This is a genomic window from Algibacter luteus (genome assembly GCF_900141715.1).
In the GTDB taxonomy this organism is placed as follows: Bacteria; Bacteroidota; Bacteroidia; order Flavobacteriales; family Flavobacteriaceae; genus Arenitalea; species Arenitalea lutea.
Genome location: NZ_FQYK01000003.1, coordinates 490022 through 515115, shown reverse-complemented (window position 1 = coordinate 515115; position 25094 = coordinate 490022). Strand labels below are relative to the sequence as shown.

At 33.5% G+C, this 25094-nt stretch carries 23 protein-coding genes and 1 tRNA gene; 14 read left to right on the top strand and 10 right to left on the bottom strand.

Features of this window, described 5'->3' with window-relative positions; all coding sequences use genetic code 11:
• Positions 1 to 1230, bottom strand: coding sequence for a metallophosphoesterase (locus BUA46_RS08420; protein WP_019386695.1), 1230 nt, complete (start codon positions 1228 to 1230; stop codon positions 1 to 3).
• A gap of 167 nt (positions 1231 to 1397) precedes the next feature.
• Here BUA46_RS08420 and polA point away from each other — a divergent pair, with 167 nt between their 5' ends.
• Entirely contained in the window at positions 1398 to 4250 is a 2853-nt protein-coding gene (gene polA / locus BUA46_RS08415; RefSeq protein ID WP_019386696.1) for a DNA polymerase I, read from the top strand.
• Positions 4251 to 4268: 18 nt separating this feature from the next.
• Here polA and BUA46_RS08410 read toward each other — a convergent pair whose 3' ends face one another.
• Positions 4269 to 6212 carry a YgiQ family radical SAM protein gene (locus BUA46_RS08410; RefSeq protein WP_019386697.1) on the bottom strand — a complete coding sequence of 648 codons (1944 nt, stop codon included), beginning with the start codon at positions 6210 to 6212 and terminating at the stop codon, positions 4269 to 4271.
• A 219-nt stretch (positions 6213 to 6431) separates the two neighbouring features.
• Here BUA46_RS08410 and BUA46_RS08405 point away from each other — a divergent pair, with 219 nt between their 5' ends.
• The 12 genes from BUA46_RS08405 to BUA46_RS08350 all read left to right on the top strand — a co-directional run bounded on the left by BUA46_RS08405 (position 6432) and on the right by BUA46_RS08350 (position 19378).
• A complete protein-coding gene (locus tag BUA46_RS08405) occupies positions 6432 to 7394 on the top strand; it encodes an L-threonylcarbamoyladenylate synthase (RefSeq protein ID WP_019386698.1) in 963 nt (320 codons plus the stop codon).
• A 132-nt stretch (positions 7395 to 7526) separates the two neighbouring features.
• Positions 7527 to 7982 (top strand): 50S ribosomal protein L13, encoded by a 456-nt coding sequence (gene rplM, locus BUA46_RS08400; RefSeq protein ID WP_019386699.1) that lies wholly within the window; start codon positions 7527 to 7529, stop codon positions 7980 to 7982.
• Positions 7982 to 8368 (top strand): 30S ribosomal protein S9, encoded by a 387-nt coding sequence (rpsI, locus tag BUA46_RS08395; RefSeq protein WP_019386700.1) that lies wholly within the window; start codon positions 7982 to 7984, stop codon positions 8366 to 8368. Before rplM ends, rpsI begins: the two co-directional genes overlap by 1 nt.
• Positions 8369 to 8529: 161 nt before the next feature.
• Positions 8530 to 9315 (top strand): 30S ribosomal protein S2, encoded by a 786-nt coding sequence (gene rpsB / locus BUA46_RS08390; RefSeq protein ID WP_019386701.1) that lies wholly within the window; start codon positions 8530 to 8532, stop codon positions 9313 to 9315.
• Between the two features lie 86 nt (positions 9316 to 9401).
• Positions 9402 to 10376: a translation elongation factor Ts gene (tsf, locus tag BUA46_RS08385; RefSeq protein ID WP_019386702.1), complete on the top strand. Its 975-nt coding sequence runs from the start codon at positions 9402 to 9404 to the stop codon at positions 10374 to 10376.
• Between the two features lie 234 nt (positions 10377 to 10610).
• On the top strand, positions 10611 to 11318 hold the full coding sequence (gene pyrH / locus BUA46_RS08380; protein ID WP_019386703.1) for a UMP kinase: 708 nt from the start codon (positions 10611 to 10613) through the stop codon (positions 11316 to 11318).
• A 54-nt stretch (positions 11319 to 11372) separates the two neighbouring features.
• Complete coding sequence (frr, locus tag BUA46_RS08375) at positions 11373 to 11930, top strand: ribosome recycling factor (RefSeq protein ID WP_019386704.1); 558 nt, start codon at positions 11373 to 11375, stop codon at positions 11928 to 11930.
• 95 nt (positions 11931 to 12025) lie between these two features.
• Positions 12026 to 13249, top strand: a complete 1224-nt coding sequence (locus BUA46_RS08370) for a DUF5686 family C-terminal domain-containing protein (protein WP_019386705.1) — start codon at positions 12026 to 12028, stop codon at positions 13247 to 13249.
• Positions 13250 to 13296: 47 nt separating this feature from the next.
• The gene (locus tag BUA46_RS08365) at positions 13297 to 15687 is read left to right on the top strand and encodes an efflux RND transporter permease subunit (protein WP_019386706.1); all 2391 of its coding nucleotides are present in this window, start codon (positions 13297 to 13299) and stop codon (positions 15685 to 15687) included.
• A gap of 121 nt (positions 15688 to 15808) precedes the next feature.
• The gene (asnS, locus tag BUA46_RS08360) at positions 15809 to 17236 is read left to right on the top strand and encodes an asparagine--tRNA ligase (RefSeq protein ID WP_019386707.1); all 1428 of its coding nucleotides are present in this window, start codon (positions 15809 to 15811) and stop codon (positions 17234 to 17236) included.
• A gap of 76 nt (positions 17237 to 17312) precedes the next feature.
• Positions 17313 to 18773 carry an RNA polymerase factor sigma-54 gene (rpoN, locus tag BUA46_RS08355; RefSeq protein ID WP_019386708.1) on the top strand — a complete coding sequence of 487 codons (1461 nt, stop codon included), beginning with the start codon at positions 17313 to 17315 and terminating at the stop codon, positions 18771 to 18773.
• Positions 18770 to 19378 carry a hypothetical protein gene (locus tag BUA46_RS08350; protein WP_050981758.1) on the top strand — a complete coding sequence of 203 codons (609 nt, stop codon included), beginning with the start codon at positions 18770 to 18772 and terminating at the stop codon, positions 19376 to 19378. Before rpoN ends, BUA46_RS08350 begins: the two co-directional genes overlap by 4 nt.
• On the opposite strand, the gene BUA46_RS08345 is transcribed toward BUA46_RS08350, so the two are convergent.
• The 8 genes from BUA46_RS08345 to BUA46_RS08310 form a co-directional block, all read right to left on the bottom strand.
• Positions 19373 to 20065, bottom strand: a complete 693-nt coding sequence (locus tag BUA46_RS08345) for a porin family protein (protein ID WP_019386710.1) — start codon at positions 20063 to 20065, stop codon at positions 19373 to 19375. The two genes, BUA46_RS08350 and BUA46_RS08345, sit on opposite strands and share 6 nt — an antisense overlap.
• 126 nt (positions 20066 to 20191) lie before the next feature.
• Positions 20192 to 20668: an ExbD/TolR family protein gene (locus BUA46_RS08340; RefSeq protein WP_019386711.1), complete on the bottom strand. Its 477-nt coding sequence runs from the start codon at positions 20666 to 20668 to the stop codon at positions 20192 to 20194.
• A gap of 23 nt (positions 20669 to 20691) precedes the next feature.
• Entirely contained in the window at positions 20692 to 21279 is a 588-nt protein-coding gene (locus BUA46_RS08335; protein ID WP_019386712.1) for an ExbD/TolR family protein, read from the bottom strand.
• 4 nt (positions 21280 to 21283) lie between these two features.
• Positions 21284 to 21715, bottom strand: a complete 432-nt coding sequence (locus tag BUA46_RS08330) for a hypothetical protein (protein ID WP_019386713.1) — start codon at positions 21713 to 21715, stop codon at positions 21284 to 21286.
• A 22-nt stretch (positions 21716 to 21737) separates the two neighbouring features.
• Positions 21738 to 22508 (bottom strand): MotA/TolQ/ExbB proton channel family protein, encoded by a 771-nt coding sequence (locus tag BUA46_RS08325; protein ID WP_019386714.1) that lies wholly within the window; start codon positions 22506 to 22508, stop codon positions 21738 to 21740.
• 76 nt (positions 22509 to 22584) lie between these two features.
• A tRNA-Ser gene (locus BUA46_RS08320) sits at positions 22585 to 22672 on the bottom strand.
• Between the two features lie 73 nt (positions 22673 to 22745).
• The gene (locus BUA46_RS08315) at positions 22746 to 23774 is read right to left on the bottom strand and encodes an asparaginase (protein ID WP_019386715.1); all 1029 of its coding nucleotides are present in this window, start codon (positions 23772 to 23774) and stop codon (positions 22746 to 22748) included.
• Between the two features lie 6 nt (positions 23775 to 23780).
• Positions 23781 to 24548: a TatD family hydrolase gene (locus BUA46_RS08310; RefSeq protein ID WP_019386716.1), complete on the bottom strand. Its 768-nt coding sequence runs from the start codon at positions 24546 to 24548 to the stop codon at positions 23781 to 23783.
• Positions 24549 to 24622: 74 nt separating this feature from the next.
• Between BUA46_RS08310 and BUA46_RS08305 the strand changes: the two genes are divergently transcribed.
• Positions 24623 to 25063, top strand: a complete 441-nt coding sequence (locus BUA46_RS08305) for a retropepsin-like aspartic protease family protein (RefSeq protein ID WP_019386717.1) — start codon at positions 24623 to 24625, stop codon at positions 25061 to 25063.
• Positions 25064 to 25094: the final 31 nt, after the last annotated feature.

Genomic DNA, 25094 nt, shown 5'->3' with positions numbered 1-25094 from the left:
TTATGCATTATTTGTGCCTTTTTTAAGTTCTATAACTGTAATTTCTGGCCAAATTCCAACTCGCCCTGGGTAGCCTATATAACCAAAACCTCGGTTTACATTTATATATTGGCCCATTTCTTTGTATATCCCCGCCCAGTATTTATAGCGCCATTTTACCGGACTCCATTTAATCCAACCTGGAATTTCTATGCCAAATTGCATACCATGTGTGTGCCCGCTTAAGGTTAAATGGTAATGATAATCATCATTAATAACCTCGTCTTCCCAATGTGAAGGATCGTGACTCAGTAGGATTTTAAAATCGTTAGCATTTACGTTTTGGGCCGCTTTTTTTAAATCGCCCGCCTTTTTAAATCCACCTTTTCCCCAGTTTTCAACACCCACAATAGCGATACGTTGTCCGTTTTTTTCAATAAATCTACTTTCATTTAAAAGTAAATCAAAGCCCATACTTTGTTGTAATTGAATTAAATGTTGAAAATTTTCAGCTTTAGCTTCAGAAGATGGCCAACTCACATAATCGCCATAATCATGATTTCCTAAAACAGAGTATACCCCATCTTTAGCTGATAGTTTACCAAAAAGCTCTTTCCATGGTTCCATTTCGGAAGACTTGTTGTTAACTAAATCACCTGTGAACAAAATGGCATCAGACTCTTGTTTGTTTATAAGGTTTACACCGTACTCAATCTTCTCTCTATTATCAAAACTACCTGAATGGATATCACTAATTTGCGTAATTCTATACCCATCAAACGCTTCTGGTAAGTCTTCAAAATGCAGTGTGTAATTTAAAACTCTAAATCGGTATTTTCCGCGATACATACCGTACAATAAAGAACTTAAAGGTATTGCCGCTAAACCTAAAGCTATTTGGCTTACAAACTTACGTCTTGATGGTATGTAAAAACTCTCGTTTTTTGTTACAAGCTTATCGTAAATACCTAAAATAAACCTTAAGATATCTTCTCCCAAAAGTATTGGTACTAAAACCAAATTAAAAGACATAAAAGCTAGTAACAATCCAAACGCGTAACTTTTAGCAGGGTTTAATACGCGCCCTTCTGAATATACCGTGAACTGAACAATAAAATTACCCGCAATTATAAGGGCTAATAGAATGAATACATAGTGAATCCATACATTTTTAGTTACAGCTTTAATAGCCTGAAACCCATAAAAACTAATAAAAAGATAAAATAAAATAAATATGACCCAACGAAGCATTTTCTTTTTTATTCAAAGATAACGGTATTCTAAAAAATTACTTTACATGTTAGTTTTATTTAACTTATAGTTAAGAAATTATATTCAAAAACCAGAAATAGAAATGACTAATTTCATGATTTAAGCTTAACTTTTCGTAGCTTTGGTTTTCTTTCAAAATTAAACCAATGTCAGATCAAAAACGCCTTTTTTTAGTAGATGCTTATGCCTTAATTTTTCGCGGCTATTATGCTTTTATAAAAAACCCTCGAATAAACTCTAAAGGTGAAGATACTTCGGCTATTATGGGTTTCATGAACTCATTGTTAGATGTAATTAAACGAGAGCGCCCGGACCATTTAGCAGTATGTTTTGATAAAGGTGGAAGTGCCGACCGTGTTGAAATGTATGAGGATTACAAAGCCAATAGAGACGAAACACCCGAAGGTATAAAAACCGCGGTTCCGCATATTTACAATATTTTAAAAGCCATGCATATTCCTATTATGGTTAAAGATGGATATGAAGCCGATGATGTAATTGGAACACTCTCAAGACAAGCTGAAAAAGAAGGGTATAAAACGTATATGGTTACGCCCGATAAAGATTTTGCACAATTAGTTACCGATAATATTTTTATGTACCGCCCTGTTTTTGGTGGTGGTTATGAAACTTGGGGCATCCCTGAAGTTAAGAAAAAATTTGAAGTTGAAGACCCTATGCAGGTTATTGACTTTTTAGGCATGATGGGAGATTCCAGTGATAATATTCCTGGGCTTCCTGGAGTTGGTGAGAAAACTGCTAAAAAATTCATTGCCCAATTTGGCAGTATGGAAGGGTTATTAGCCAACACAGACCAACTGAAAGGTAAAATGAAGGAAAAAGTTGAAGCTTCCAAAGAATTAGGTATGCTTTCTAAAAAATTAGCTACCATCATGCTGGATGTTCCGGTTGAATTTAATGCTAAAGATTTTGAACTCGATCATCCGGATATTGAAAAGGTTAAAGAAATATTTCAAGAATTAGAATTTAGAAGATTGACCGACAATTTTTTAAAGACCTTTGCCACTGAAACAACTGTTAATGCATCAAATCAAAATACAACAACAAGCCCGAAAACTGAAACAACATCGACTCCCAAAGAGATAAAATCGGCCGGAGCGGGACAGTTTTCATTATTCGGAGCAGACCCTTCAAGCGAAACAGAAACGGTTAATGAATATACCCGAAAAACTGCCGAAACCACTTCCCACTTCTACCAAAGTGTGACTCCTGGAATGGCTACCAAGTTGTTTATAAAGAATTTACTAAGTCAAACTTCGGTGTGTTTTGATACCGAAACCACAGGGTTAAACCCATTAACAGCCGAATTGGTTGGTATAGCTTTTTCTTGGGAAATTGGCAAAGGATTTTATTTGCCATTTCCTGAAAATAGAGACGAAGCCCAAGAACTGATCGAGCAAATACGTCCATTTTTTGAAAGTGAATCCATTGAAAAAGTAGGGCAAAATTTAAAATACGACATAAAAGTTCTGGCAAAATATAATGTACAAGTAAAAGGTAAATTGTTTGATACCATGTTAGCGCATTACCTCATCAATCCAGATATGCGTCATAATATGGATGTGCTTGCCGAAACTTATTTGAATTACACACCCATTTCAATTGAAACTTTAATTGGTAAAAAAGGTAAAAACCAGTTGTCAATGCGCGATGTTCCTTTGGAAAAACAAACGGAATATGCCGTTGAAGATGCCGACATCACCCTTCAGCTTAAAGAGCATTTTAAAAATGAATTGGGCGAAGCCAATACTCAAAAATTATTTGATGATATTGAAATTCCCCTACTACGCGTTTTAGCTGCTATGGAGTTAGAAGGTATAAATTTAGATAAAGACTTCTTGAACTCATTATCTGAAGAATTGAATAATGATATTTTAAATCTTGAACAACGAATTTATGCGGCGGCCGGTGAAGAATTTAATATCGCATCACCAAAACAACTAGGAATAATTCTTTTTGAAAAATTAAAGTTGGTTGATAAACCTAAGAAAACTAAAACCGGACAATACGCAACCTCAGAAGATATCTTGTCGTACTTAGCTAAAGAGCACGACATCATTAAAGATATTTTAGAATACCGCGGACTCGCCAAATTAAAAAGCACCTATGTTGACGCTTTACCGCTTCAGGTTGAAGAAAGTACAGGTCGTGTACATACCGATTATATGCAAACCGTTGCTGCTACAGGAAGATTAAGTAGTAATAACCCCAATTTACAGAATATCCCAATTAGGACTGAACGTGGTAGACAAGTGCGTAAAGCATTCATTCCTAGAAATGAAGAATACACCTTGTTAGCTGCCGATTATTCGCAAATAGAATTACGCATAATAGCGGCTTTAAGTCAAGAAGAAACCATGATTGAAGCCTTTAAAAATGGCGAAGATATTCACGCATCTACAGCTTCAAAAGTATTTAACGTGCCTTTAAACGAAGTAACACGAGAGCAACGCAGTAATGCTAAAACCGTAAATTTCGGAATTATATATGGTGTATCTGCTTTCGGATTAAGTAATCAAACCGATTTATCACGAAGTGAAGCTAAAGATTTAATTGACACTTATTATGCTACTTATCCAAAACTGAGAAGTTTTATTCATGAGCAAGTCGATTTTGCTCGAGATAACGGGTATGTGCAAACTGTATTAGGGCGTCGCCGGTACTTAAAAGACATCAACTCTAGAAATGCTGTGGTTCGTGGTGCTGCCGAACGTAATGCAGTAAATGCGCCTATTCAAGGAAGTGCAGCCGATATTATTAAAATTGCCATGATTCATATTTACAACAAACTCCAAGACGGCAATTTTAAAACCAAAATGCTATTACAGGTTCATGATGAATTGGTTTTTGATGTGTACAAACCAGAGATGGAAGCCATTAAAACTTTAGTAAAATCTGAAATGGAAAATGCTTTCAAATTAGATGTACCACTTGATGTGGATTTAGATACTGGTGATAATTGGTTGGAGGCGCATTAAAAACAATTCATCGAATTATTAGCGTTTCTTTTTGTACTTAACTTTCTTTTTTCTTTGATTAAAAGGCACTGCATCATCAAAAGTGTTTTTGGCTTCACCTTTAGGCTTATTTTTACGCCACTTTTCAGTTTTAGCAGGAAGAAGTACATCCAATAAATCTTGGCGTCCTAATTTATTCAATGTATTTTTTATCCACGCTTTATTTTCATCTTTATACCAAAAGAAAAAACGGTGTTGCTCCTCTTTTTCTTTACGCGTTTTAGGTGTATTTACTTTTTTAAGTGTGTATGGATGGTAACCAGAATAATAAATTACCGTAGCCACTGTCATTGGTGTTGGTGTAAAACCTTGCACTTGCTCTAACTGGAAACCCATATCTTTAGTTTCGGCAGCAAGATTTGCCATATCTTCAGCTTCACAAGCCGGATGATTCGAAATAAAATAAGGTATCAATTGCAGCTTCAAGCCTTTGGCAACATTAATCTTATCAAAACGCTCCTTAAACTTATGGAAATAGCTAAATGATGGTTTACGCATTAATTTCAATACCGGGTCGCTGGTGTGTTCTGGTGCTACTTTAAGTCTTCCCGAAACGTGCTTGGTCATCACCTCTTCGGTATAATCGTCTAATTCTTTCGGGTCTGCATTTTTATTAAATTCTGGTACGAGCATATCATGTCGAATACCAGAGCCTATAAAAGACTTTTTAACTTTTGGGTGATTATCTACGGCTTGATATAGCTCCGTTAAAGGCTTATGAGACGTATCAAGATTACTACAAATTACTGGCGAAATACAACTTGGTGCCACACACTTATCGCATATAGACTGTATTTTTCCTTTCATTTTGTACATATTCGCACTCGGGCCTCCAATATCAGACAAATATCCTTTAAAATCTGGCATATTAGCCACCGTATCCACTTCCTTTAATATAGATTCTTGACTACGTGATGCAATAAATTTGCCTTGGTGCGCAGATATGGTACAAAAACTACAACCACCAAAACATCCTCTATGAATGTTGATGGAAAATTTTATCATTTCATAAGCTGGAATAGGTCCTCGCTTATTGTATTTCGGGTGGGGTAATCGCGTGTATGGCAAATCAAAAGACGCATCAATCTCTTCCTCAGTCATGGTAGGGTATGGCGGATTAATCATCAGCGTTTTATCACCTACCTTTTGGAAAATACGTCGAGCAGCCAACTTGTTACTCTCCTGCTCTATAATTTTAAAATTAGAAGCATACTTCTTCTTATCCTTTAAACAAACTTCATGCGAAACTATTTCAACATCTTCCCAATTACTATTCTTTGGTATTTTAGCATCGGCATCCAACAAAACCGCTGTTTGGTTTACCGTTGTTATACTACTAAATGGCACACCTTTTTGCAATAAACGCACCACTTCGCGCAACGGTTGCTCACCCATGCCATATACCAGCATATCTGCTTTAGAGCTTTCTAAAATAGTTGGCATTAATTTATCGCTCCAATAATCATAATGGGTAACACGTCTTAAAGAAGCCTCAATACCACCAATTAAAACAGGAACATCAGGCCATTTTTCTTTTAAAATATTCGAATATACCGTAGTCGCATAATCAGGTCTAAACCCAATATCGCCGTTGGGCGTGTAAGCATCTTTATCACGTCGTTTTTTACTAGCCGTATAATTACTAATCATAGGGTCCATGCAACCACCAGTAACTCCAAAAAACAGTTTCGGCGCACCTAGTTTTACAAAATCCTGAAGATTATCGTTCACATTAGGTTGAGGCACAATAGCAACACGTAATCCAAAACTTTCTAACAAACGGCCAATTACTGCAGGCCCAAATGTTGGATGGTCCACGTAAGCATCGCCACTAAACAATATAACATCTAGCGCATCCCAACCGCGAATTTTCACCTCTTTGTTTGTGGTAGGCAACCAATTAGAAAGTTTTAACTCTTGCATAACACTGCAAAAATAGACAAAAAACCACTCTAAAACATTATAAACACTATTTTGGGCGTTCCCCAAGGGTCGGGCTATCCGTTACAAGTCCTCGCTCCTCCTTCCTCGGGCTGCGGGCTTTCCTCTGCTATCCCTAACGCGGGCGTACTTGCTACCAATTAGCTTTCAAACATAAATCACATCATTTTTTTAACTAATTTTGCAACCTGATTTACAAAAATGAGCATCATTTCCAAAGACATAGCAAAAGCTATCGCCCTATTAAAGGCCGATAAAATTGTAGCAATCCCTACCGAAACGGTTTATGGACTTGCAGGAAATATATTTAGCGAAAAGGCCATTAAAAGCATTTTCGAAACCAAAAAACGCCCGTTTTTTAATCCATTAATTGTTCATATTCCGTCTGCTGATGCTTTAGAAAACATTGTAAGCCATGTGCCAGAAAAAGCAAGATTGCTCGCTAAAGCATTTTGGCCAGGATCCATGACATTAGTTTTAAAAAAACAAGCCACAATTCCAGATTTAATTACCGCAGGAAAAGACACGGTCGCAGTTCGTGTACCAAATCATCCATTAACCTTAGAGTTATTAGAACAACTTCCATTTCCGTTGGCGGCACCAAGTGCCAACCCGTTTAGCAGCATCAGTCCAACTAAACCAGAGCATGTAGAAAACTATTTTAAAAACGACATAGATATGGTTTTAGATGGTGGTGCATGCACAAACGGTATAGAATCTACTATAATTGGATTTGAAAACGACGAACCCATCATCTATCGTTTAGGCGCTTTAGCTCTAGAAGATATTGAAGCTGTAGTTGGAAAAATAACTATAAAAAACAAAAAAGAACAAAGTCCGGACGCTCCAGGCATGCTAGAGAAACATTATGCGCCTTTAACACAAACATATTTAACCAGCAACGTTGTAGACGAGGTAAAAAACCATGCAGGAAAACGCATAGGACTCCTTGTTTTTAAGGACGATTTAAATGGTAATGCTATTACTACTCAAATCATCTTATCACCAAAAGGCGATATGGCAGAAGCAGCATCAAAATTATACAATGCCATGCACGATTTAGATCATCAAAATCTCGACGTAATTATCGCAGAGCGTTTCCCAGATTTTGGCCTTGGAAAGTCCATAAACGACAGGTTGCAACGCGCTGCTTTTAACAGTTAATTTATCAAAGTTGCAGCGACCTGATTTTCAAGCATAAAAAAACCTTAAACTAGGTTTGGTAATCAAATATATAATCGTAAATTTGCAAACTCTTTTTGAGAGAGGAATGTTTAATAATTAAAAAATCAAAGTGTGGACACATTAAGCTACAAAACGATTTCAGCAAACAAAGCTACTGTAAATAAGGAGTGGGTTTTGGTTGATGCTGAAGGTCAAGCGCTTGGTCGTTTAGCTTCTAAAGTTGCAAAACTTTTAAGAGGTAAACACAAGCCTAACTTCACACCTCATGTTGATTGCGGAGATAATGTTATCATTATCAATGCTGAAAAAATCACCTTATCAGGTAACAAATGGACTGACAAGTCTTACATTCGTCATACCGGATATCCAGGAGGTCAAAGAAGTTTAACTGCTACAGAATTGTATGGTAAAGACCCTGCAAGAGTAGTTGAAAAATCAGTTAAAGGAATGCTACCTAAAAACAAATTAGGTGCAGTATTATTCCGTAACCTAACAGTTGTTGTTGGTTCAGAGCATGCTCATGCAGCGCAAAAACCAAAAGTAATTAACTTAAACGAATTCAAATAATGGATGTAATTCACAAAATTGGCCGTAGAAAGACGGCTGTTGCTCGTGCCTATGTTTCTTCAGGAAAAGGAAACATTACGATTAATAAAAAAGACTTAGCTAATTATTTTACGACTGCTACTTTACAGTACAAAGTAAAACAACCTTTAGTTATGACTAACAATGACAGCAACTTTGATATTACAGTAAATGTATATGGAGGTGGTATTACTGGACAAGCAGAAGCTGTTCGTTTAGCAATTTCTCGTGCAATGTGCGAATTAGATGCTGAGAACAGATTGATTCTTAAACCAGAAGGATTATTAACAAGAGACCCAAGAATGGTAGAGCGTAAGAAATTCGGTCAGAAGAAAGCTCGTAAGAAATTCCAGTTCTCTAAACGTTAATATTTCAGTTGAATTCACTTTCAACACAAAACAAAATTATAAAACAGTTATTGTTGTCCTAGTCCATAAAAAGACAGGATTTAGTTTAGCATCTAAATGAAGCCAAGAGCCTAGAGCCAAATGGAACATTGCTAATTCAACAGAACGTAAACTATTACAAAATGGCAGTAGAAGTAAAAGAATTACTTGAAGCAGGTGTACACTTCGGACACCTTACACGTAAGTGGGACCCAAATATGGCACCTTACGTTTATATGGAGCGTAACGGCATCCATATTATAAACCTTTACAAAACAGCGGCTAAAATTGATGAAGCCGGAGCAGCACTTGCTAAAATTGCAGCTTCAGGACGCAAAATTTTATTCGTTGCAACAAAAAAGCAAGCAAAAGATATCGTTGCTGAAAAAGCAGGAGAAATTAACATGCCTTACATCACAGAGAGATGGCCAGGTGGAATGTTAACTAACTTTGTTACTATTAGAAAAGCTGTTAAAAAAATGGCTTCTATTGATAGAATGAAGAAAGACGGTACTTTCATGACACTTTCTAAAAAAGAACGTTTACAAGTTGATCGTTTAAGAGCTAAGTTAGAAAAAAACTTAGGTTCTATTACCGATATGACACGTTTACCAGGAGCTTTATTTGTTGTAGATATTAAGCGTGAGCATATTGCTATTAAAGAAGCACAAAAATTAAACATTCCAATTTTTGCAATGGTTGATACTAACTCTGACCCACGTCAGGTTGATTATGTTATTCCTGCAAATGATGATGCTTCTAAATCAATAGACAAAATCTTAACGCACGTAACATCTGCTATTTCTGAAGGTTTAGCAGAACGTAAAGCTGAAAAAGAAGCTGCAGCATCTTCAAAAGAAGAAGCGCCTAAAGCTCCAAAAGCTAAAAAAGCACCAGCTAAAAAAGCCGTTGCTGAAGAAGAAGAATAAAAAACATTAATAAAAACACAAATAAGTCGTTTAGTTCTTTTCTTTTTTGAAAATTTATTGAACGACTTTTTTAAATTATAATAATTATGAGTACTACAGTAAAAGTTACAGCTGCTGAAGTTAACAAATTAAGACAAGCAACAGGTGCAGGAATGATGGACTGCAAAAAAGCTTTAGTTGAAGCTGGTGGTGATTTTGATAAAGCTATCGAAGTTTTACGTAAAAAAGGACAAAAAGTTGCAGAGAAAAGAGCCGATAGAGATTCTTCTGAAGGTGCTGCTGTTGCAAAAATAAATGATAGCCAAACTGAAGGTGTTGCAATCGTTTTAGGTTGTGAAACTGACTTTGTTGGAAAAAACGAAAACTTTCTAGCCTTAGCAAATCAATTAGCTGATATCGCATTAAACTGTAACACTAAAGAAGAGTTTTTAGCTGCAGATTTTGGTGGTATGTCAGTTGCCGATAAATTAGTTGAACAAACTGGTGTAATTGGTGAAAAACTAGATATCACTTCTTTCGAAAAATTATCAGCGACTTACGTTGGTGCTTATGTGCATATTAACAAAATTGCTGCTTTAGTAGGATTAACTGCGAAAGTTGATAATGCTGATGTTTTAGCTAAAGATGTTGCAATGCAAGTAGCTTCTATGGGAGCAACTACTTTATCTTATAAAGATTTTGATCCTGCTTTTGTAGCTTCAGAAACCGAAGCAAGAATTGCAGTAATTGAAAAAGATAATATCGAGTTAGGTCGTTTAGGTAAAACGCTTAAAAATGTACCAAAATACATTTCTATGGCTCAATTAACTCCTGAAGTTTTAGCGCAAGCTGAAGAAGAAGCAAAAGCTGAATTAAAAGCTGAAGGTAAGCCAGAACAAATCTGGGACAGAATTTTACCAGGAAAAATGGAGCGTTTTATTTCTGATAACACTACTTTAGATCAAGAGAAATGTTTACTTGATCAAACATTCATTAAAGATGAAAAGAAAAGTGTTGCAGCATACGTTGCTACATACGGCGATGTTGAAATCTCAGGTTTCAAACGTGCATCAGTAGGATAATATATTTCTATTAAAGGAATTTTACCAAAATTTAAAACCACTATATTTTTAAAATATGGTGGTTTTTTTTATTCTAAAAATCAGGTTTCATATAAATTCAAAAAATAAAAAAATTATGTAGCTTTGCTCAACCTCAGTAAATAACTTATGAAATGAGCCACTACAATTATATTAGAATTAAATTAATCTGTTTTGGTGAATGACATCAGACCATAAATTAACAAAAACAAACTGATGAAATATAAAAGAATACTACTTAAACTATCTGGTGAAGCTTTAATGGGCAACCGACAATATGGTATTGACCCAGATCGATTAGCAGAATACGCTCAGGATATAAAAACAATCACAGACCTTGGTGTAGAAGTTGCCATTGTAATTGGTGGTGGTAATATATTTAGAGGTGTTGCAGGAGCCAGCAAAGGCATGGATCGTGTGCAAGGGGATCATATGGGTATGTTAGCAACTGTAATTAATGGATTAGCACTTCAAGGCGCATTAGAAGATGCTGGTTTACCTACAAGATTACAATCTGCCATTAAAATTAATGAAGTAGCAGAACCTTTTATAAGAAGAAAAGCCATGCGCCATTTAGAAAAAGGTCGTGTTGTTATTTTTGGCGGAGGTACTGGGAACCCGTATTTCACTACCGATTCTGCTGCAGTATTACGAGCTATTGAAATTGAAGCCGACGTTATTTTAAAAGGCACTCGAGTTGATGGTATTTATAATGCCGATCCTGAAAAAGATGCCAAGGCGATTAAATTTAATAACATATCCTTTGATGATGTTTTGAGAAAAGGATTGAAAGTTATGGATACAACTGCCTTTACGCTGAGTCAAGAAAATAAACTTCCAATTATTGTTTTTGATATGAATAAAAAAGGAAACTTACTTAAAGTAATTTCAGGTGAAAATATAGGAACAGTTGTTAATGTTTAAAAATTGGCGTAATTTTTGACAGCTTATATATAATTTGAAATAAAAGTTTAAAACATGAACGAAGACATACAATTTATATTAGATTCTACAAAAGAAGCAATGGATAATGCTATTAAGCATTTAGAAAAACAGTTTGTTAATATTAGAGCTGGAAAAGCAAGTCCTGCCATGTTAGGAAGTGTTATGGTAGATTATTATGGTTCTCAAACACCTCTAAGTCAAGTTGCTAATGTAAATACCCCAGATGGTAGAACCATTACGGTTCAACCTTGGGAAAAAAGCATGCTTCAAGAAATTGAACGTGGTATTGCATATGCCAACCTTGGGTTTAACCCTATGAATAATGGAGAAACTATAATTATAAACGTTCCGCCTCTAACTGAGGAACGTCGTCGTGATCTCGCAAAACAAGCTAAAGCTGAAGCAGAAGATGCTAAAGTAAGTATTAGAGCAGCGCGTAAAGATGCTAATAACGACATTAAAAAAATAGATGAAGCGTCAGAAGATTTAAAAGCAAATGCCGAAATAGATGTGCAACAAATGACCGACAAATTCGTTAAAAAAGTTGATGATCTTTTCGACAATAAAGAAAAGGAAATTATGACCGTATAATATCAAGGCGACATTTTAGTCGCCTTTTTTATAATTCATCTAGTATTTAGGGCACATTGCAAATGTTTAAACGTTATTCTATTCTCTTTTTTTTAATGTGCTCGCCTCTAATATTTGCGCAAACTATTGATGAAAAAACAATAGAACCAAAGCAAGACTCTATTAAGAAGAAAGAACTATTACAGAGTATTGGCAACGGATATTTACCTTCAAAGTACTTCAACATAGACTTAAGATATCTTATAAAATTCAATCAATACGAAGGTATTAGAACTGGCCTTGGGGGAGAAACTAACAATACTTTTTCAGAGAAAGTCCGCTTTAACACCTATTTGGTTTATGGTTTTATAGATCACCGATTTAAATATAGTTTTGGTGGCGGAATACGATTAGCAGAAAAAACTAAAACTTGGTTAAATCTATCTTATACTGATGATTTACAAGAAACGGGAAGCACCAAATTTTTAACGGATAAGCGCTTTTTTCAGTTTTTTGAACCACGTTTATTAAATATCGATTTATTTCACAAACACATCACAAAATCGATAGCATTAGAACATGAAATTACACCAAATTTAATTTCAGAAACTGAATTTGCTGTAAGCAACATAAATCCAACTTATAATTATAGTTACGCAGTAAATAATACGACTACGCTTGATGCTTTTCATTTAAGCACCGCCAAAATTGCTTTACAATGGAGTCCTTTTGAAAATGGTTCTGATGCGTTTAAAAATGAATATCCAAAATTCACATTTCAGTACACTAAAAGCTTTAAAGATGTTTTTGGAAGCGACTTTGGGTTTTCTAAACTAGATTTTAGAACCATACAAAAAATAGGGAACAAAGACCATTCGTTTTCAGAAATTACTTTAGTTTCAGGTATCGCTAGAGGAAGCACACCTTTAACTCATCTATATCATGCATATCCAAACAATATTACTAAAGAAACTATTTTACAGCGATTTTCGGTGGCCGGTTTAAATAGTTTTGAAACCATGTATTTTAACGAATTCTTCTCTGATAAATTTGCTACCCTACAATTAAAACATTTTATAAAACCTTTTAATATTTCTGAACGTTTTAAACCACAATTGGTATTAATTTCGCGTTTTGCCATCGGAGATATGAAGAGCCCAGAAAAACACCAAAACGTAACTTTTGGGTCATTAAAAAAAGGTTATACCGAATCTGGTTTTGAACTAAATAAACTGTTATTTGGTTTCGGGTTAAGTTTTACTTATCGTTATGGTGCATACCATTTACCCGAGTTTGGCGATAATATTGCTTTTAAATTTACATTTAACGTCTCATTATGAGGTATTATACTTGTTTTTTCTACCTTTGCCCAACTTTTATCTAAAGCATGTTAAAACTTTTTACAAAGGATTTTTGGGACGTTACCGCAAGATTAATTTTACGTAATAAAATTGCTATTCTTGTAGGTATTGCAATCGCTACTTTTCTTTTAGCTCAGAAATGGGAGAACATGCGTTTTACCTATACTGAAGCCAATTTATTACCTGATGACCATGAGGTAAATATCATCTATAACGATTTTCTAAAAACATTTGGTGAAGAGGGCAACTTGATTGTTCTTGGAGTAAAGGATAGCACCTTATTTTCAGTTGAAAATTTAAATGCTTGGAATAAATTATCAGACGATTTTAAAAACAATGAGGCTGTTGAAACTGTAATTTCAATTAAAGATCTTCAAAAATTAATAAAAGATTCAGATAACCAAAAATTTAAATTAGAGCCTTTTATTAAAGATTCTATTAGCTCGGTAGCTCAAATTGAAACATTACAAAATGAGCTCTTTGAAAAATATCCTTTCTACGATAACTTTTTGTTTAATAAAGAAACAAAAACCATCCGTACAGCAATTTATCTAAAAAAAGATATAGTTAATACTTCCGCCAGAAAAGATTTTGTTACCAATATATTACAACCCCAAATAAAAAGCTTTGAAGAAGCCAGAAATTTAGATGTGCGTATTTCTGGGATGCCATACATTAGAACTCTAAATTCTCAAAATATCGTAGATGAAATTGGTATGTTCATTATTGCTGCACTGCTAGTAACATCAATTATTTTCTTTTTCTTTTTTAGATCGTTTAGAGCCACCTTTATTTCATTAATAGTTGTTTGTATTGGTGTGATGTGGACCTTAGGTATTATAGGATTATTAAACTATGAAATTACCGTTCTTACAGCGCTTATACCACCTTTAATTATTGTAATTGGAATCCCTAACTGTATTTTCTTAATTAACAAATATCAACACGAAGTAAAATTACATGGTAATAAAGTAAAGTCTTTACAACGTGTTATTACTAAAATTGGTAATGCTACATTAATGACTAATGTAACTACCGCATCGGGTTTTGCAACATTTATACTTACTGAAAGCAAACTTTTAAAGGAGTTTGGTATCGTAGCTTCACTAAGTATTTTAGCCATATTTATCTTATGCTTGCTTATCATTCCAATAATATACAGCTTTTTACCTTACCCAAAAGACCGCCATTTAGAACATCTAAATAAACGTTGGATTGGTGGGTTTGTAAATTGGATGGAAAGCATGGTAAAACAAAAACGTATTGCTATTTACATTGTTTCTGTTCTTTTACTTGTTGTAAGTATTATTGGTATTTATCAGATTAAAATTTCAGGTAGTTTAATTGAAGATATGCCTCAAGATTCAGAATTCGTAAATGACATTCGATTTTTTGAAGAAGAATTTAATGGTATTATGCCGTTAGAAATAATGGTGGACACCAAACGCAAAAAAGGGGTAATGAAATTATCTACACTGAAGCGAATGGACGAACTGGAAGATTTAATAATTGAAACACCTGAGCTTTCAAAACCAGTTTCTGTAGTCGGGTTAGTTAAATACTCTAAACAAGCTTATTACAATGGCAACACCAAGTTTTATCAGTTACCAACTTCTCAAGAAAATAGTTTCATTTTATCCTACGCCAAAAACTCATCGTCTAATGTAGATTTACTTAAAAATTTCGTAGATAGTACAGGGCAATACGCGCGTATCACTACCTTTATGAAAGATATTGGCACAGACAAAATGGAACGTATAGAAGAAAACCTTCAAACTAAAATTGATAAAGTTTTTCCGAAAGATCGTTACAATATCACCATGACAGGTAAAGCCTTAGTATTTCAAAAAGGCACAAAATATTTGGTTAAAAACTTAGTGATTTCATTATCATTAGCCATCTTTTTAATTGCCCTTTTTATGGCATATATGTTTCGTTCCGGAAGAATGATAATCATATCGCTTATCCCTAACTTATTACCATTATTAGTAACTGCCGGATTAATGGGTTATTTAGGTGTTCCTATTAAACCATCAACTATTTTAGTGTTTAGCATCGCTTTTGGTATTTCTGTTGATGACACTATTCATTTTTTAGCAAAATATAGACAAGAACTTCAAGCGAATAAATGGAAAATTAAGGTTTCGGTTTATGGCGCGCTACGCGAAACTGGTGTTAGTATGTTTTACACATCAATAGTGTTATTCTTTGGTTTCTCGGTGTTTACAATTTCAAGTTTTGGAGGTACAGTTGCTCTAGGAGCTTTAGTTTCAGCCACATTACTTTTTGCAATGTTATCTAACCTTTTGCTATTGCCATCACTTTTACTTTCACTAGAACGTAGCATTGCGAACAAACAGGTACTTAGAGAACCAACCATTAATATTATACCCGAAGAGGACGAAACAATCGACTAAATTCCAATTCTATTAAAACCATCATAAATTTTCTGTTTTCGAGAATTTTTGGAATTTAGAAATTGAATTTTGATGAATGAAACCGTTATATTTACACTATTAATTTAAAATTAGAGTGACATTGAAAACTGTTTCAGAATTATTATCAGAAGATATTATTATCCCAGAAGTAGAAATTAAAGGTTGGGTAAGAACCTTTAGAGCAAATCGTTTTATAGCATTGAATGATGGATCTACGTTAAACAATATCCAATGTGTTGTCGATTTTGAAAATTTTGATGAAGCGTTGTTAAAAAGAATAACAACAGGAGCTGCTATTCATGTAAAAGGAGAGCTTGTTGAAAGCCAAGGTCAAGGGCAAAAAGTTGAAATTCAAGTTAAAGAATTAATTGTTCTAGGAGATTCTGATCCAGAAACCTACCCTATTCAACCTAAAAAACATTCATTCGAGTTTCTAAGAGAAAATGCCCATTTACGTACGCGTACTAACACCTTTAGTGCGGTTATGCGTTTACGTTCGGCGCTTTCTTTCGCCATACATAAATACTTTAACGATAATGGCTTTTACTACATGCACGCTCCAATCATTACAGGAAGCGATGCTGAAGGTGCAGGTGAAATGTTTCAGGTCACCAATCTAAACCTTCAAAATCCACCGAAAAATGAAGAAGGAAATATAGATTATTCAAAGGATTTCTTTGGAAAGGAAACCAATCTTACCGTTTCTGGACAGTTAGAAGCAGAAACTTATGCCATGTCTTTAGGTAAAGTGTACACCTTCGGACCAACATTTAGAGCTGAAAACTCAAACACATCGCGTCATTTAGCAGAATTCTGGATGATTGAACCAGAAGTGGCTTTTATGGATTTGGCCGGTAATATGGATTTAGCCGAAGACTTCATGAAGTTTGTAATACAATATATCTTAACCAACAATAAAGAGGATTTAGATTTTCTTGATAATCGACTTCAGGATGAAGAAAAAAGAAAACCACAGGCAGAACGTAGCGATATGACTTTAATAGAAAAGTTGAGATTTGTAACAGAAAACAACTTTAAACGTGTTAGTTATACTGAAGCAATCGATATTTTACGAAATTCTAAACCAAACAAGAAAAAGAAATTTAAGTTTTTAATTAATGAATGGGGTACGGATTTACAAAGTGAACATGAACGCTATCTTGTAGAAAAGCATTTTAAATGTCCTGTTATATTGTTTGACTACCCTGCTAACATCAAAGCATTTTACATGCGTTTAAATGATGATGGTAAAACGGTTCGCGCTATGGATATTTTATTCCCAGGAATTGGAGAAATTGTTGGTGGTGCGCAACGTGAAGAGCGTTTAGATATTTTAAAAGAAAGAATGGCTGCTATTAATATTCCAGAAAAAGACCTTTGGTGGTATTTAGATTTACGGAAATATGGTACCGCAGTGCATTCTGGATTTGGTTTAGGCTTTGAAAGATTAGTCATGTTCGCCACAGGTATGGGTAATATTAGAGATGTTATACCTTACCCAAGAACACCACAAAATGCAGAATTCTAGCAAAAATCATTATAAAATTGAACTTTGGTTTACAGTTCCCTTTTTTTATCTTTGAGTAGCAACCTATTTATAATATATGCTTAAACAACATTTACAATTTAAATTATCTCAAAAACTGTCGCCGCAGCAAATTCAATTAATGAAATTGATTCAGCTGCCAACGCAAGCTTTTGAACAACGTTTAAAGCAAGAATTAGAAGAAAACCCGGCATTGGAAGGTGGTAAGGAAGAATCTCAAAACGAGTTAGATTCAGATTTCGATAACTCGAATGATGAGTATGATAATAACGATTCCATAAATACCGAAGATATTAATGTTGATGAATATTTGAGCGATGATGAAATTCCAGATTATCGTACACAAGCCAATAATTATAGTAGTGATGATGAAGAACGAACCATGCCTTATGCGGCGGGAACATCATTTACCCAGCATTTAATAAATCAATTAAACACATACAGACTTTCTGAAGATGAACGCGAAATCGCTGAGTTTCTTGTAGGAAGTGTTGATGAGAGTGGTTATATCAGAAGAGAACTAACCGATATTATGGACGATTTGGCCTTTACGCAAAACGTTTATACCACTGAAGAAAAAATTGAGAAAGTTTTAAAAATAGTACATCAACTTGACCCAGCCGGGGTAGGTGCTCGAAATTTAAAAGAATGTTTAAGTATTCAACTTCATAGAAAAGAAAAAACGGTAGATACAGAATTGGCAATTAACATTATTGATAATGCCTTTGATCAGTTCACAAAAAAGCATTACAAAAAATTACTTCAGAAATTTAATATTTCCGAAACACAATTAAAAGGAGCCATTTCAGAAATAGAACATTTAAACCCTAAACCAGGTGGCTCTTACGCAGGTAACAATAGAATAGTAGAACATGTAGTTCCAGATTTTGCGATAAAGATTGTTGAAGGAGAATTAGAATTAACACTAAACGGCAGAAATGCACCAGAGTTGCATGTTTCGAGAGAATACAATAATATGCTTAAAGGTTATAAAGACTCGAAAGACAAATCTAAATCTCAAAAAGATGCAGTGCTTTTTATTAAGCAAAAACTAGATGCAGCCAAATGGTTTATTGAAGCCATAAAACAACGCCAGCAAACCCTTTTTGTTACTATGAGTGCTATTATGCATTATCAAAAAGAATATTTTCTAACTGGCGACGAGCGTAACCTAAAGCCCATGATTCTTAAAGATATTGCAGATGAAATTAATATGGATGTTTCAACAGTATCAAGAGTAGCAAATAGTAAATATGTAGACACACCCTATGGCACCAAATTAATTAAAGAATTCTTTTCTGAATCAATGAAAAACGATCAAGGAGAAGATGTTTCAACTAGAGAAATTAAAAAAATTCTTGAAACTGTTATTGAAGAAGAGAACAAGAAAAAACCATTAACAGATGAAAATTTAGCTTCCATTTTAAAAGAAAAAGGTTACCCTATTGCTAGACGTACCGTTGCCAAATATAGGGAGCAACTCGATATCCCTGTAGCACGGTTACGTAAAAAAATATGATGGATAAGCTGCTTAGAAGTATTTCATATATTTTTCACCCACTAATAATGCCATTATTAGGCGTTATCTTTTACTTTTCTAAATCTCCAAGATATATTCCTTTAGATATTATTCAAGCTAAAGTAATCTCGCTTTTTATACTCACTATTATACTTCCAATTTTATTGTATTTTTTACTAAAAACAATTGGGATTGTTAATACAATAAACCTAAAATCTACAAAAGAAAGAATTTATCCACTTATTTTAAATGGAATTGTAATTCTAATTGTTTTACAACGTATTTTAACACCATCGCAGGCAATAGAGCTTTATTTTTTCTTTATCGGTATTCTAATATCTAATATGGCCTGCCTAATACTTGCTATTTTAAAGTTTAAAGCGAGTATTCATATGATTGCTATTTCAGGCGTATTTATGTTTTTTATAGCACTAAGTATCCATTTTAGTATTAACATTAATGGTACACTAGCTTTAATGTCTATAATCATGGGCGCAATTGCAACGTCTAGACTTCATCTAAAAGCACATACTTCGATTGAATTGATAATTGGAGTTTTTATTGGAATTCTTCCGCAACTAATTTTAGTGAATTATTGGTTATAAAATATAGAACATTAAACCAATTTTAATCACATTTAAGTTTAACTGTTTCCCTTCTACTATAACATCTTTAGAAAATATCGAGTTTAATGGATAGTAAATATGAAAATTCCATGTGTTATAACCAGCACTCATGGTTAATCCATATTGAAAATTGTTAAAATCTCTATTATTAGTATATTTTAAGCGTCCTAAATCGCCTTCGTATTTAGACGAATTTATTACAGCATAACCAAATTTAAAACCAGTATAAATTCGCCAAAAATTATATTCAGAAGGAGTAGAAGTCCTCCATCTAAATTCTATAGGAACTTCAATTAAATGACTAGAAAACTTATTTTTAGTATAAGTTTGATCATCTTCTATAATACTGTAAACAAAATCACCAGTACTATCTTTATTAACAAGAAGATTTTGATTAAAAGAATTTGTAGAATACCCCAATCCTATTCCTATGGCTACATTTCTATTTTTATTTATTGGCATATCTTTTATATACCCTAAATGAAAACCTAACGAAAAACCACTTTGGTTAAGGTCTGTAGGTTTGTTATCTAATAAGTTATATGTTACACCTGCATAGAAATGATCTTCTTTGTATAATGAATCAATTTCCTTAGTATTATTTTCTTGCGCATTGCTTAAAACGACGCCAGAAAACCAAATTAAAACCAAAAAAAGATATTTCATTTTACAATATAAATTATTAGACTATAAAAATAACATCACAATAATAACTAAAATAGTCATTGAATTGAAAAATAAAAGGCGTTTTGATAAATCAAAACGCCTTTGTATAAAATTAAGTTTATAAAATTAATCTCTTCCAAATACACTTCCTTTTTTGGTAGTGTAATTTATTTTAAGTGCATTAACTTTACGCAGTTCTTGCTTAATATCACCAATCAATCCCATGTTGGCATCACTATCTACTTTTAAAGCAGTAGTTAAAAATGGAATTAATTCTTCACGTTTTGAAGCACGTTCTTGAGCGATAAAAGCTGCAATATCATTAACACTAGCAAAATCATCGTTTAGCTGGATTCTGGCTTCAGTTCCAAACTGCTTATAATTTTGACTAGGTTTTCCAGCATAGATATACATTACCAAATCCTTTTTATCAAGTTTCTCAACCTGATCCGCAAAAGGTAAATTATTTTGAATTTTTAAGGTATTCTGCCTCATTACTGTGGCTACCATAAAAAAGAATAATAACATAAATACAATATCTGGTAATGCCGCTGTATTTACTGCAGGGATTTCTCCTCCCTTTTTCTTTTTAAATTTAGACATATTTATTAATGTTAAATTTTAAATTATTGTACTTCTGAAAGTTTCTGAGGATAATCAAGTTTAATTTGATCAATTTTCTCTTTCAACTTTTCTTTATTCCCTGGCCAGTTAACATCTTTATAATTAGCTTCCATTTCCGTGAATGCTTGCCCATATAATGCTTGGGCTCTAGCATCTCTTAATTCGTTGTATGCTGCTACTAATTCATTTTGAACAGCTATATACATTTTATAAGATGTTTCACGTTCGTTCTTTAAAGAAATAATGGCTTTGTCTGGATTATCCGAAGATGAAGGATCTTTTTTTCCTTTACAGTATGAACAAGATCCGTCCCCGCCATTATCTAAAAACTCTCTGGCTGCCTTTCTTAAGTCCTTCAGCTCCATGATATTATCTTCAACAAGTAATTGATCTCTACCGTTTAATAATACAGTAAAAATATTTTTTTGCTTGATAATCACATCTTCATCAGACTCTTCCATAGGTGGAAGCTTTCTATTAATACCTGAATCAACTTCAATAGTAGTTGTTACTAAGAAAAATATTAATAGTAAGAAAGCAATATCGGCCATTGAGCCTGCATTTACTTCTGGTGCTGCTCTTTTTGCCATAATTTTATTTATTTAACATTTTTTTAGCTCCACCATATAGCATAGAGCCAATTGCTAACGCTGCTAGTATATAAAAGGTGTATAATCCCGCGCCTACGTTCTTTGAAACAGATTCTGTTATGCCTAAGCCTTTATCATTAAAAGGTTGTAAATTTAAATCTGTCCCTGATGAAATAACATAAGATATGATAACTACTGCTGCAAATGCACCAACTGTCATTAACGTCTTCTTAATATCTCCAGCAAACAATCCTTTGATTACAAAAAGCAGAACTAACAACAACACAATACCTAATACTGCATAAGCTATATAAAGCATGTTACCGCTCATGTTTTGAGCTGTCTCTTCGTCTCCAGCCATAATTATTAGCGCAAATACCGCACCAATAATAGCTAAAGCAAAAGCTACAATTTTTAAAATTTTATGTAAACCCATAATTTTTTAGTTTTTTAAATTATTACTTTTTGTTTCTAATTAATAGATCCATTAACGTGATAGAAGCATCTTCCATATTGTTAACAATACTATCAATTTTAGCAATAATATAATTGTAAAAAATTTGAAGTATAATAGCCACTACTAAACCAAATACAGTTGTTAAAAGTGCTACTTTAATACCACCTGCAACAAGAGATGGTTGCATATCTCCAGCAGCTTCAATTTTATCAAAGGCTTGAATCATACCAATTACCGTTCCCATGAAACCAAGCATTGGTGCTAGGGCGATAAATAATGAAATCCAAGATACATTCTTCTCTAATTGTCCCATTTGAACTCCACCGTAGGCAACAACAGCTTTTTCGGCAGCTTCAAGACCTTCATCTGTTCTATCTAAACCTTGATAGTAAATAGAAGCAACAGGACCTTTTGTGTTTCTACAAACTTCTTTAGCAGCTTCAACTCCTCCAGAAGATAATGCATCTTCTACATCTTGAGTTAACTTCTTTGTGTTAGTTGTAGATAAATTTAAAAAGATAATTCTTTCTATAGCAATTGCTAATCCAAGAATTAAACATAATAATACAATTCCCATGAATCCTGGGCCTCCTTCAATAAACCTCTTTTTTAATTCTTGATGAAATCCAAGTTCTTCAGCAGGTGCTGCGTCTTCTTGTGTCATAGTTGTAACTGTTGTTACGGCTGTACTAGTGTTAGCAATTGTCGTTGCATTAGCAGTTCCGAATGCCACCATCACTGTTATGGCAAGGATAGAAAATAATCTTTTCATGTTCTCGATCTTAATTTTATTAGTTAAAGTGTTAAAGATATAAAAAATAAAGTAATTAAAAACAAAAAAATAACAGCAGAGAGGAAGGGATTCGAACCCTCGATACCCTTTTGAGGTATACACACTTTCCAGGCGTGCGCCTTCGACCACTCGGCCACCTCTCTTTATATTTTTTAATAATTACAGAGGCTCAAATAACAAAAAAAACTTTGAAGGTTAAAATTTTACGCGTTAATTTTAATGCATTTCTCCGCAAACAGGAGCTTCATATTTGGTTTTGAAGGTGTTACTAGAAATATTATCCCCTAAAAAATACATTAATTTGGCTACAGCTGCTTCCGTTGTAAGATCTTTACCAGAAATGACGCCTATCTTTTTCAATGCAGTGCTCGTTTCATAGTGCCCCATAATGACACTTCCACCAGCACATTGCGTAATATTTATGACATGTATTCCTTTTAAAATGGAATCTTTTATTAGATTAATAAACCATTTTTCTGTAGTACAATTTCCAGCACCAAAAGTTTCAATTATTATTGCTTTTAAGTTTTTAGTGTTTAATATGCTTACTAAAACACTTTTAGAAATTCCTGGAAACAATCTTATAACTGCAATATTATTGTCTAATCTTTTATTGACTTTAAATTTCTTCTTAAGGTTAGGTTTAAATAAATATTCGTGATTAATTTTGAGATGAACACCAGATTCTGCCAATTCTGGATAATTAAATGATGCAAATGCCTGAAAATGTTCAGCATTTAATTTTATAGTTCTATTTCCTCTATATAATTTGTATTCAAAATATAAACCAACCTCTTTAATAACCGGTCTGTTTTTCTTTTGTAATGATGCCAATTGAATTGAAGTAATTAAATTTTCTTTTGCATCCGTTCGTAAATCACCGATAGGAAGTTGTGAACCTGTAAGAATAACTGGTTTTGCTAAGTTTTCCAACATAAAACTTAAGGCTGAGGCAGTATAGCTCATAGTATCACTACCATGAAGTACCACGAAACCATCAAAGTTTTCATAATTAACCTCTATTAATTCAGCAATTTGCAACCAATTTTTCGGGTTCATATTACTTGAATCAATTGGTTCTTTGAAAGAAACCGTATCAATTTTACAATCTAACAATTTCAACTCGGGAATACTATCTAAAAGATTTTTAAAGTTAAATGCTTTTAATGATCCGGTTTTAAAATCCTTAACCATACCAATAGTTCCTCCTGTGTAAATAAGCAGAATGCTTGTTTTGGGTTTCATTTTAGTTTAAATTTTAAAAACATCTTTTGAGTTTTTCGTTGTTATTTCTGCTATTGTATCCTGTGGCAATTGATAAAGTTCCGATAATTTTTCCAATACCTTTATAATATAACCACTTTCATTTCGCTTACCTCTGTAAGGTACTGGTGCCAAATAAGGCGCATCAGTTTCTAAAACAATATGTTTTAAATCTATTTGCTTTAAAAACTGATCAATTTTACCATTTTTAAAGGTTGCAACCCCTCCAATGCCAAGTTTCATATTAAATGAAATAGCTTTATGAGCCTGTTCTAAGTTACCAGTAAAGCAATGAAATATACCAAATAAATCAGCGCTTCTTTCTGTTTCTAAAACTTCAAATATCTCATCGAACGCTTCTCTACAATGAATAACTATTGGTAATTTATATGTCTTAGCCATCTGAATTTGAAGTTTGAATGCTTTTTTTTGGATTTCTAAGGTGGATTTGTCCCAATATAAATCAATTCCTATTTCACCTACTGCATAAAATTTTCGATTCGAGAGCATCTCTTCAACATGTTTTAACTCCTCTTGAAAATCATCTTTAACGTGCGTTGGATGCAACCCCATCATTAAAAAAATTTGTTCAGGATACTTTTGCTCCAGCCTTAACATAGCATCTGTATACGATGAATCAATAGCTGGTATAAAAAATCTTGAAATGCCTAAAGCAATTGCACGATTAATCATGTCGTCTCTATCTTCGTCAAATGCTTCACTATATAAATGGGTGTGAGTATCAGTTATAATCAAATTCGAAATTTTATATTAAACTATTTGGTAAAAATAATTGTTTTATAGGATTATATTTGATAAAAACTTAAGAGATGGAAACATTGCAACAATTTTTGGAGCAAAAAGATTATACTAAAATTAAATTACATCTTACCAAAACAAATCATTTTGAAATAAAAGCGACTATAAATGGTAAGAAAGGATTATTTATTTTAGATACTGGTGCATCGAGTTCTTGCGTTGGATTTGAAGGCATTGAAACATTTAAACTTCAAGCAGAAGATTCATTAATTAAAGCGGCAGGTGCAGGAGCCATTGATATGGAAACTAAAACATCGAAAAAAAATATAGTGAAGATTGGAAAATGGAGCAGCAACAAAGTTGTTTTGGTTTTGTTTAATCTTACCCATGTTAATACAGCACTTATAAACCACAATTCTAAACCTGTTGATGGCATTATAGGAGCAGATATTTTAAAAAAAGCTAAAGCTATTATAGATTACGAAAAGAAATATCTATATTTAAAACTGTAAATATTAATTAATAGTAAATTCTCTCTCCAAA

Excerpts from the sequence above, each read along its gene's own strand:
- polA (WP_019386696.1), top strand. The coding sequence starts at position 1,398 with ATGTCAGATCAAAAACGCCTTTTTTTAGTAGATGCTTATGCCTTAATT.
- BUA46_RS08420 (WP_019386695.1), bottom strand. The coding sequence starts at position 1,230 with ATGCTTCGTTGGGTCATATTTATTTTATTTTATCTTTTTATTAGTTTT.
- BUA46_RS08340 (WP_019386711.1), bottom strand. The coding sequence starts at position 20,668 with ATGTCTAAATTTAAAAAGAAAAAGGGAGGAGAAATCCCTGCAGTAAAT.
- rpsI (WP_019386700.1), top strand. The coding sequence starts at position 7,982 with ATGGATGTAATTCACAAAATTGGCCGTAGAAAGACGGCTGTTGCTCGT.
- BUA46_RS08325 (WP_019386714.1), bottom strand. The coding sequence starts at position 22,508 with ATGAAAAGATTATTTTCTATCCTTGCCATAACAGTGATGGTGGCATTC.
- BUA46_RS08305 (WP_019386717.1), top strand. The coding sequence starts at position 24,623 with ATGGAAACATTGCAACAATTTTTGGAGCAAAAAGATTATACTAAAATT.
- BUA46_RS08345 (WP_019386710.1), bottom strand. The coding sequence starts at position 20,065 with ATGAAATATCTTTTTTTGGTTTTAATTTGGTTTTCTGGCGTCGTTTTA.
- tsf (WP_019386702.1), top strand. The coding sequence starts at position 9,402 with ATGAGTACTACAGTAAAAGTTACAGCTGCTGAAGTTAACAAATTAAGA.
- BUA46_RS08405 (WP_019386698.1), top strand. The coding sequence starts at position 6,432 with ATGAGCATCATTTCCAAAGACATAGCAAAAGCTATCGCCCTATTAAAG.
- pyrH (WP_019386703.1), top strand. The coding sequence starts at position 10,611 with ATGAAATATAAAAGAATACTACTTAAACTATCTGGTGAAGCTTTAATG.
- BUA46_RS08410 (WP_019386697.1), bottom strand. The coding sequence starts at position 6,212 with ATGCAAGAGTTAAAACTTTCTAATTGGTTGCCTACCACAAACAAAGAG.
- BUA46_RS08315 (WP_019386715.1), bottom strand. The coding sequence starts at position 23,774 with ATGAAACCCAAAACAAGCATTCTGCTTATTTACACAGGAGGAACTATT.
- rpoN (WP_019386708.1), top strand. The coding sequence starts at position 17,313 with ATGCTTAAACAACATTTACAATTTAAATTATCTCAAAAACTGTCGCCG.
- BUA46_RS08350 (WP_050981758.1), top strand. The coding sequence starts at position 18,770 with ATGATGGATAAGCTGCTTAGAAGTATTTCATATATTTTTCACCCACTA.
- BUA46_RS08335 (WP_019386712.1), bottom strand. The coding sequence starts at position 21,279 with ATGGCAAAAAGAGCAGCACCAGAAGTAAATGCAGGCTCAATGGCCGAT.
- rpsB (WP_019386701.1), top strand. The coding sequence starts at position 8,530 with ATGGCAGTAGAAGTAAAAGAATTACTTGAAGCAGGTGTACACTTCGGA.
- BUA46_RS08370 (WP_019386705.1), top strand. The coding sequence starts at position 12,026 with ATGTGCTCGCCTCTAATATTTGCGCAAACTATTGATGAAAAAACAATA.
- frr (WP_019386704.1), top strand. The coding sequence starts at position 11,373 with ATGAACGAAGACATACAATTTATATTAGATTCTACAAAAGAAGCAATG.
- BUA46_RS08330 (WP_019386713.1), bottom strand. The coding sequence starts at position 21,715 with ATGGGTTTACATAAAATTTTAAAAATTGTAGCTTTTGCTTTAGCTATT.
- BUA46_RS08365 (WP_019386706.1), top strand. The coding sequence starts at position 13,297 with ATGTTAAAACTTTTTACAAAGGATTTTTGGGACGTTACCGCAAGATTA.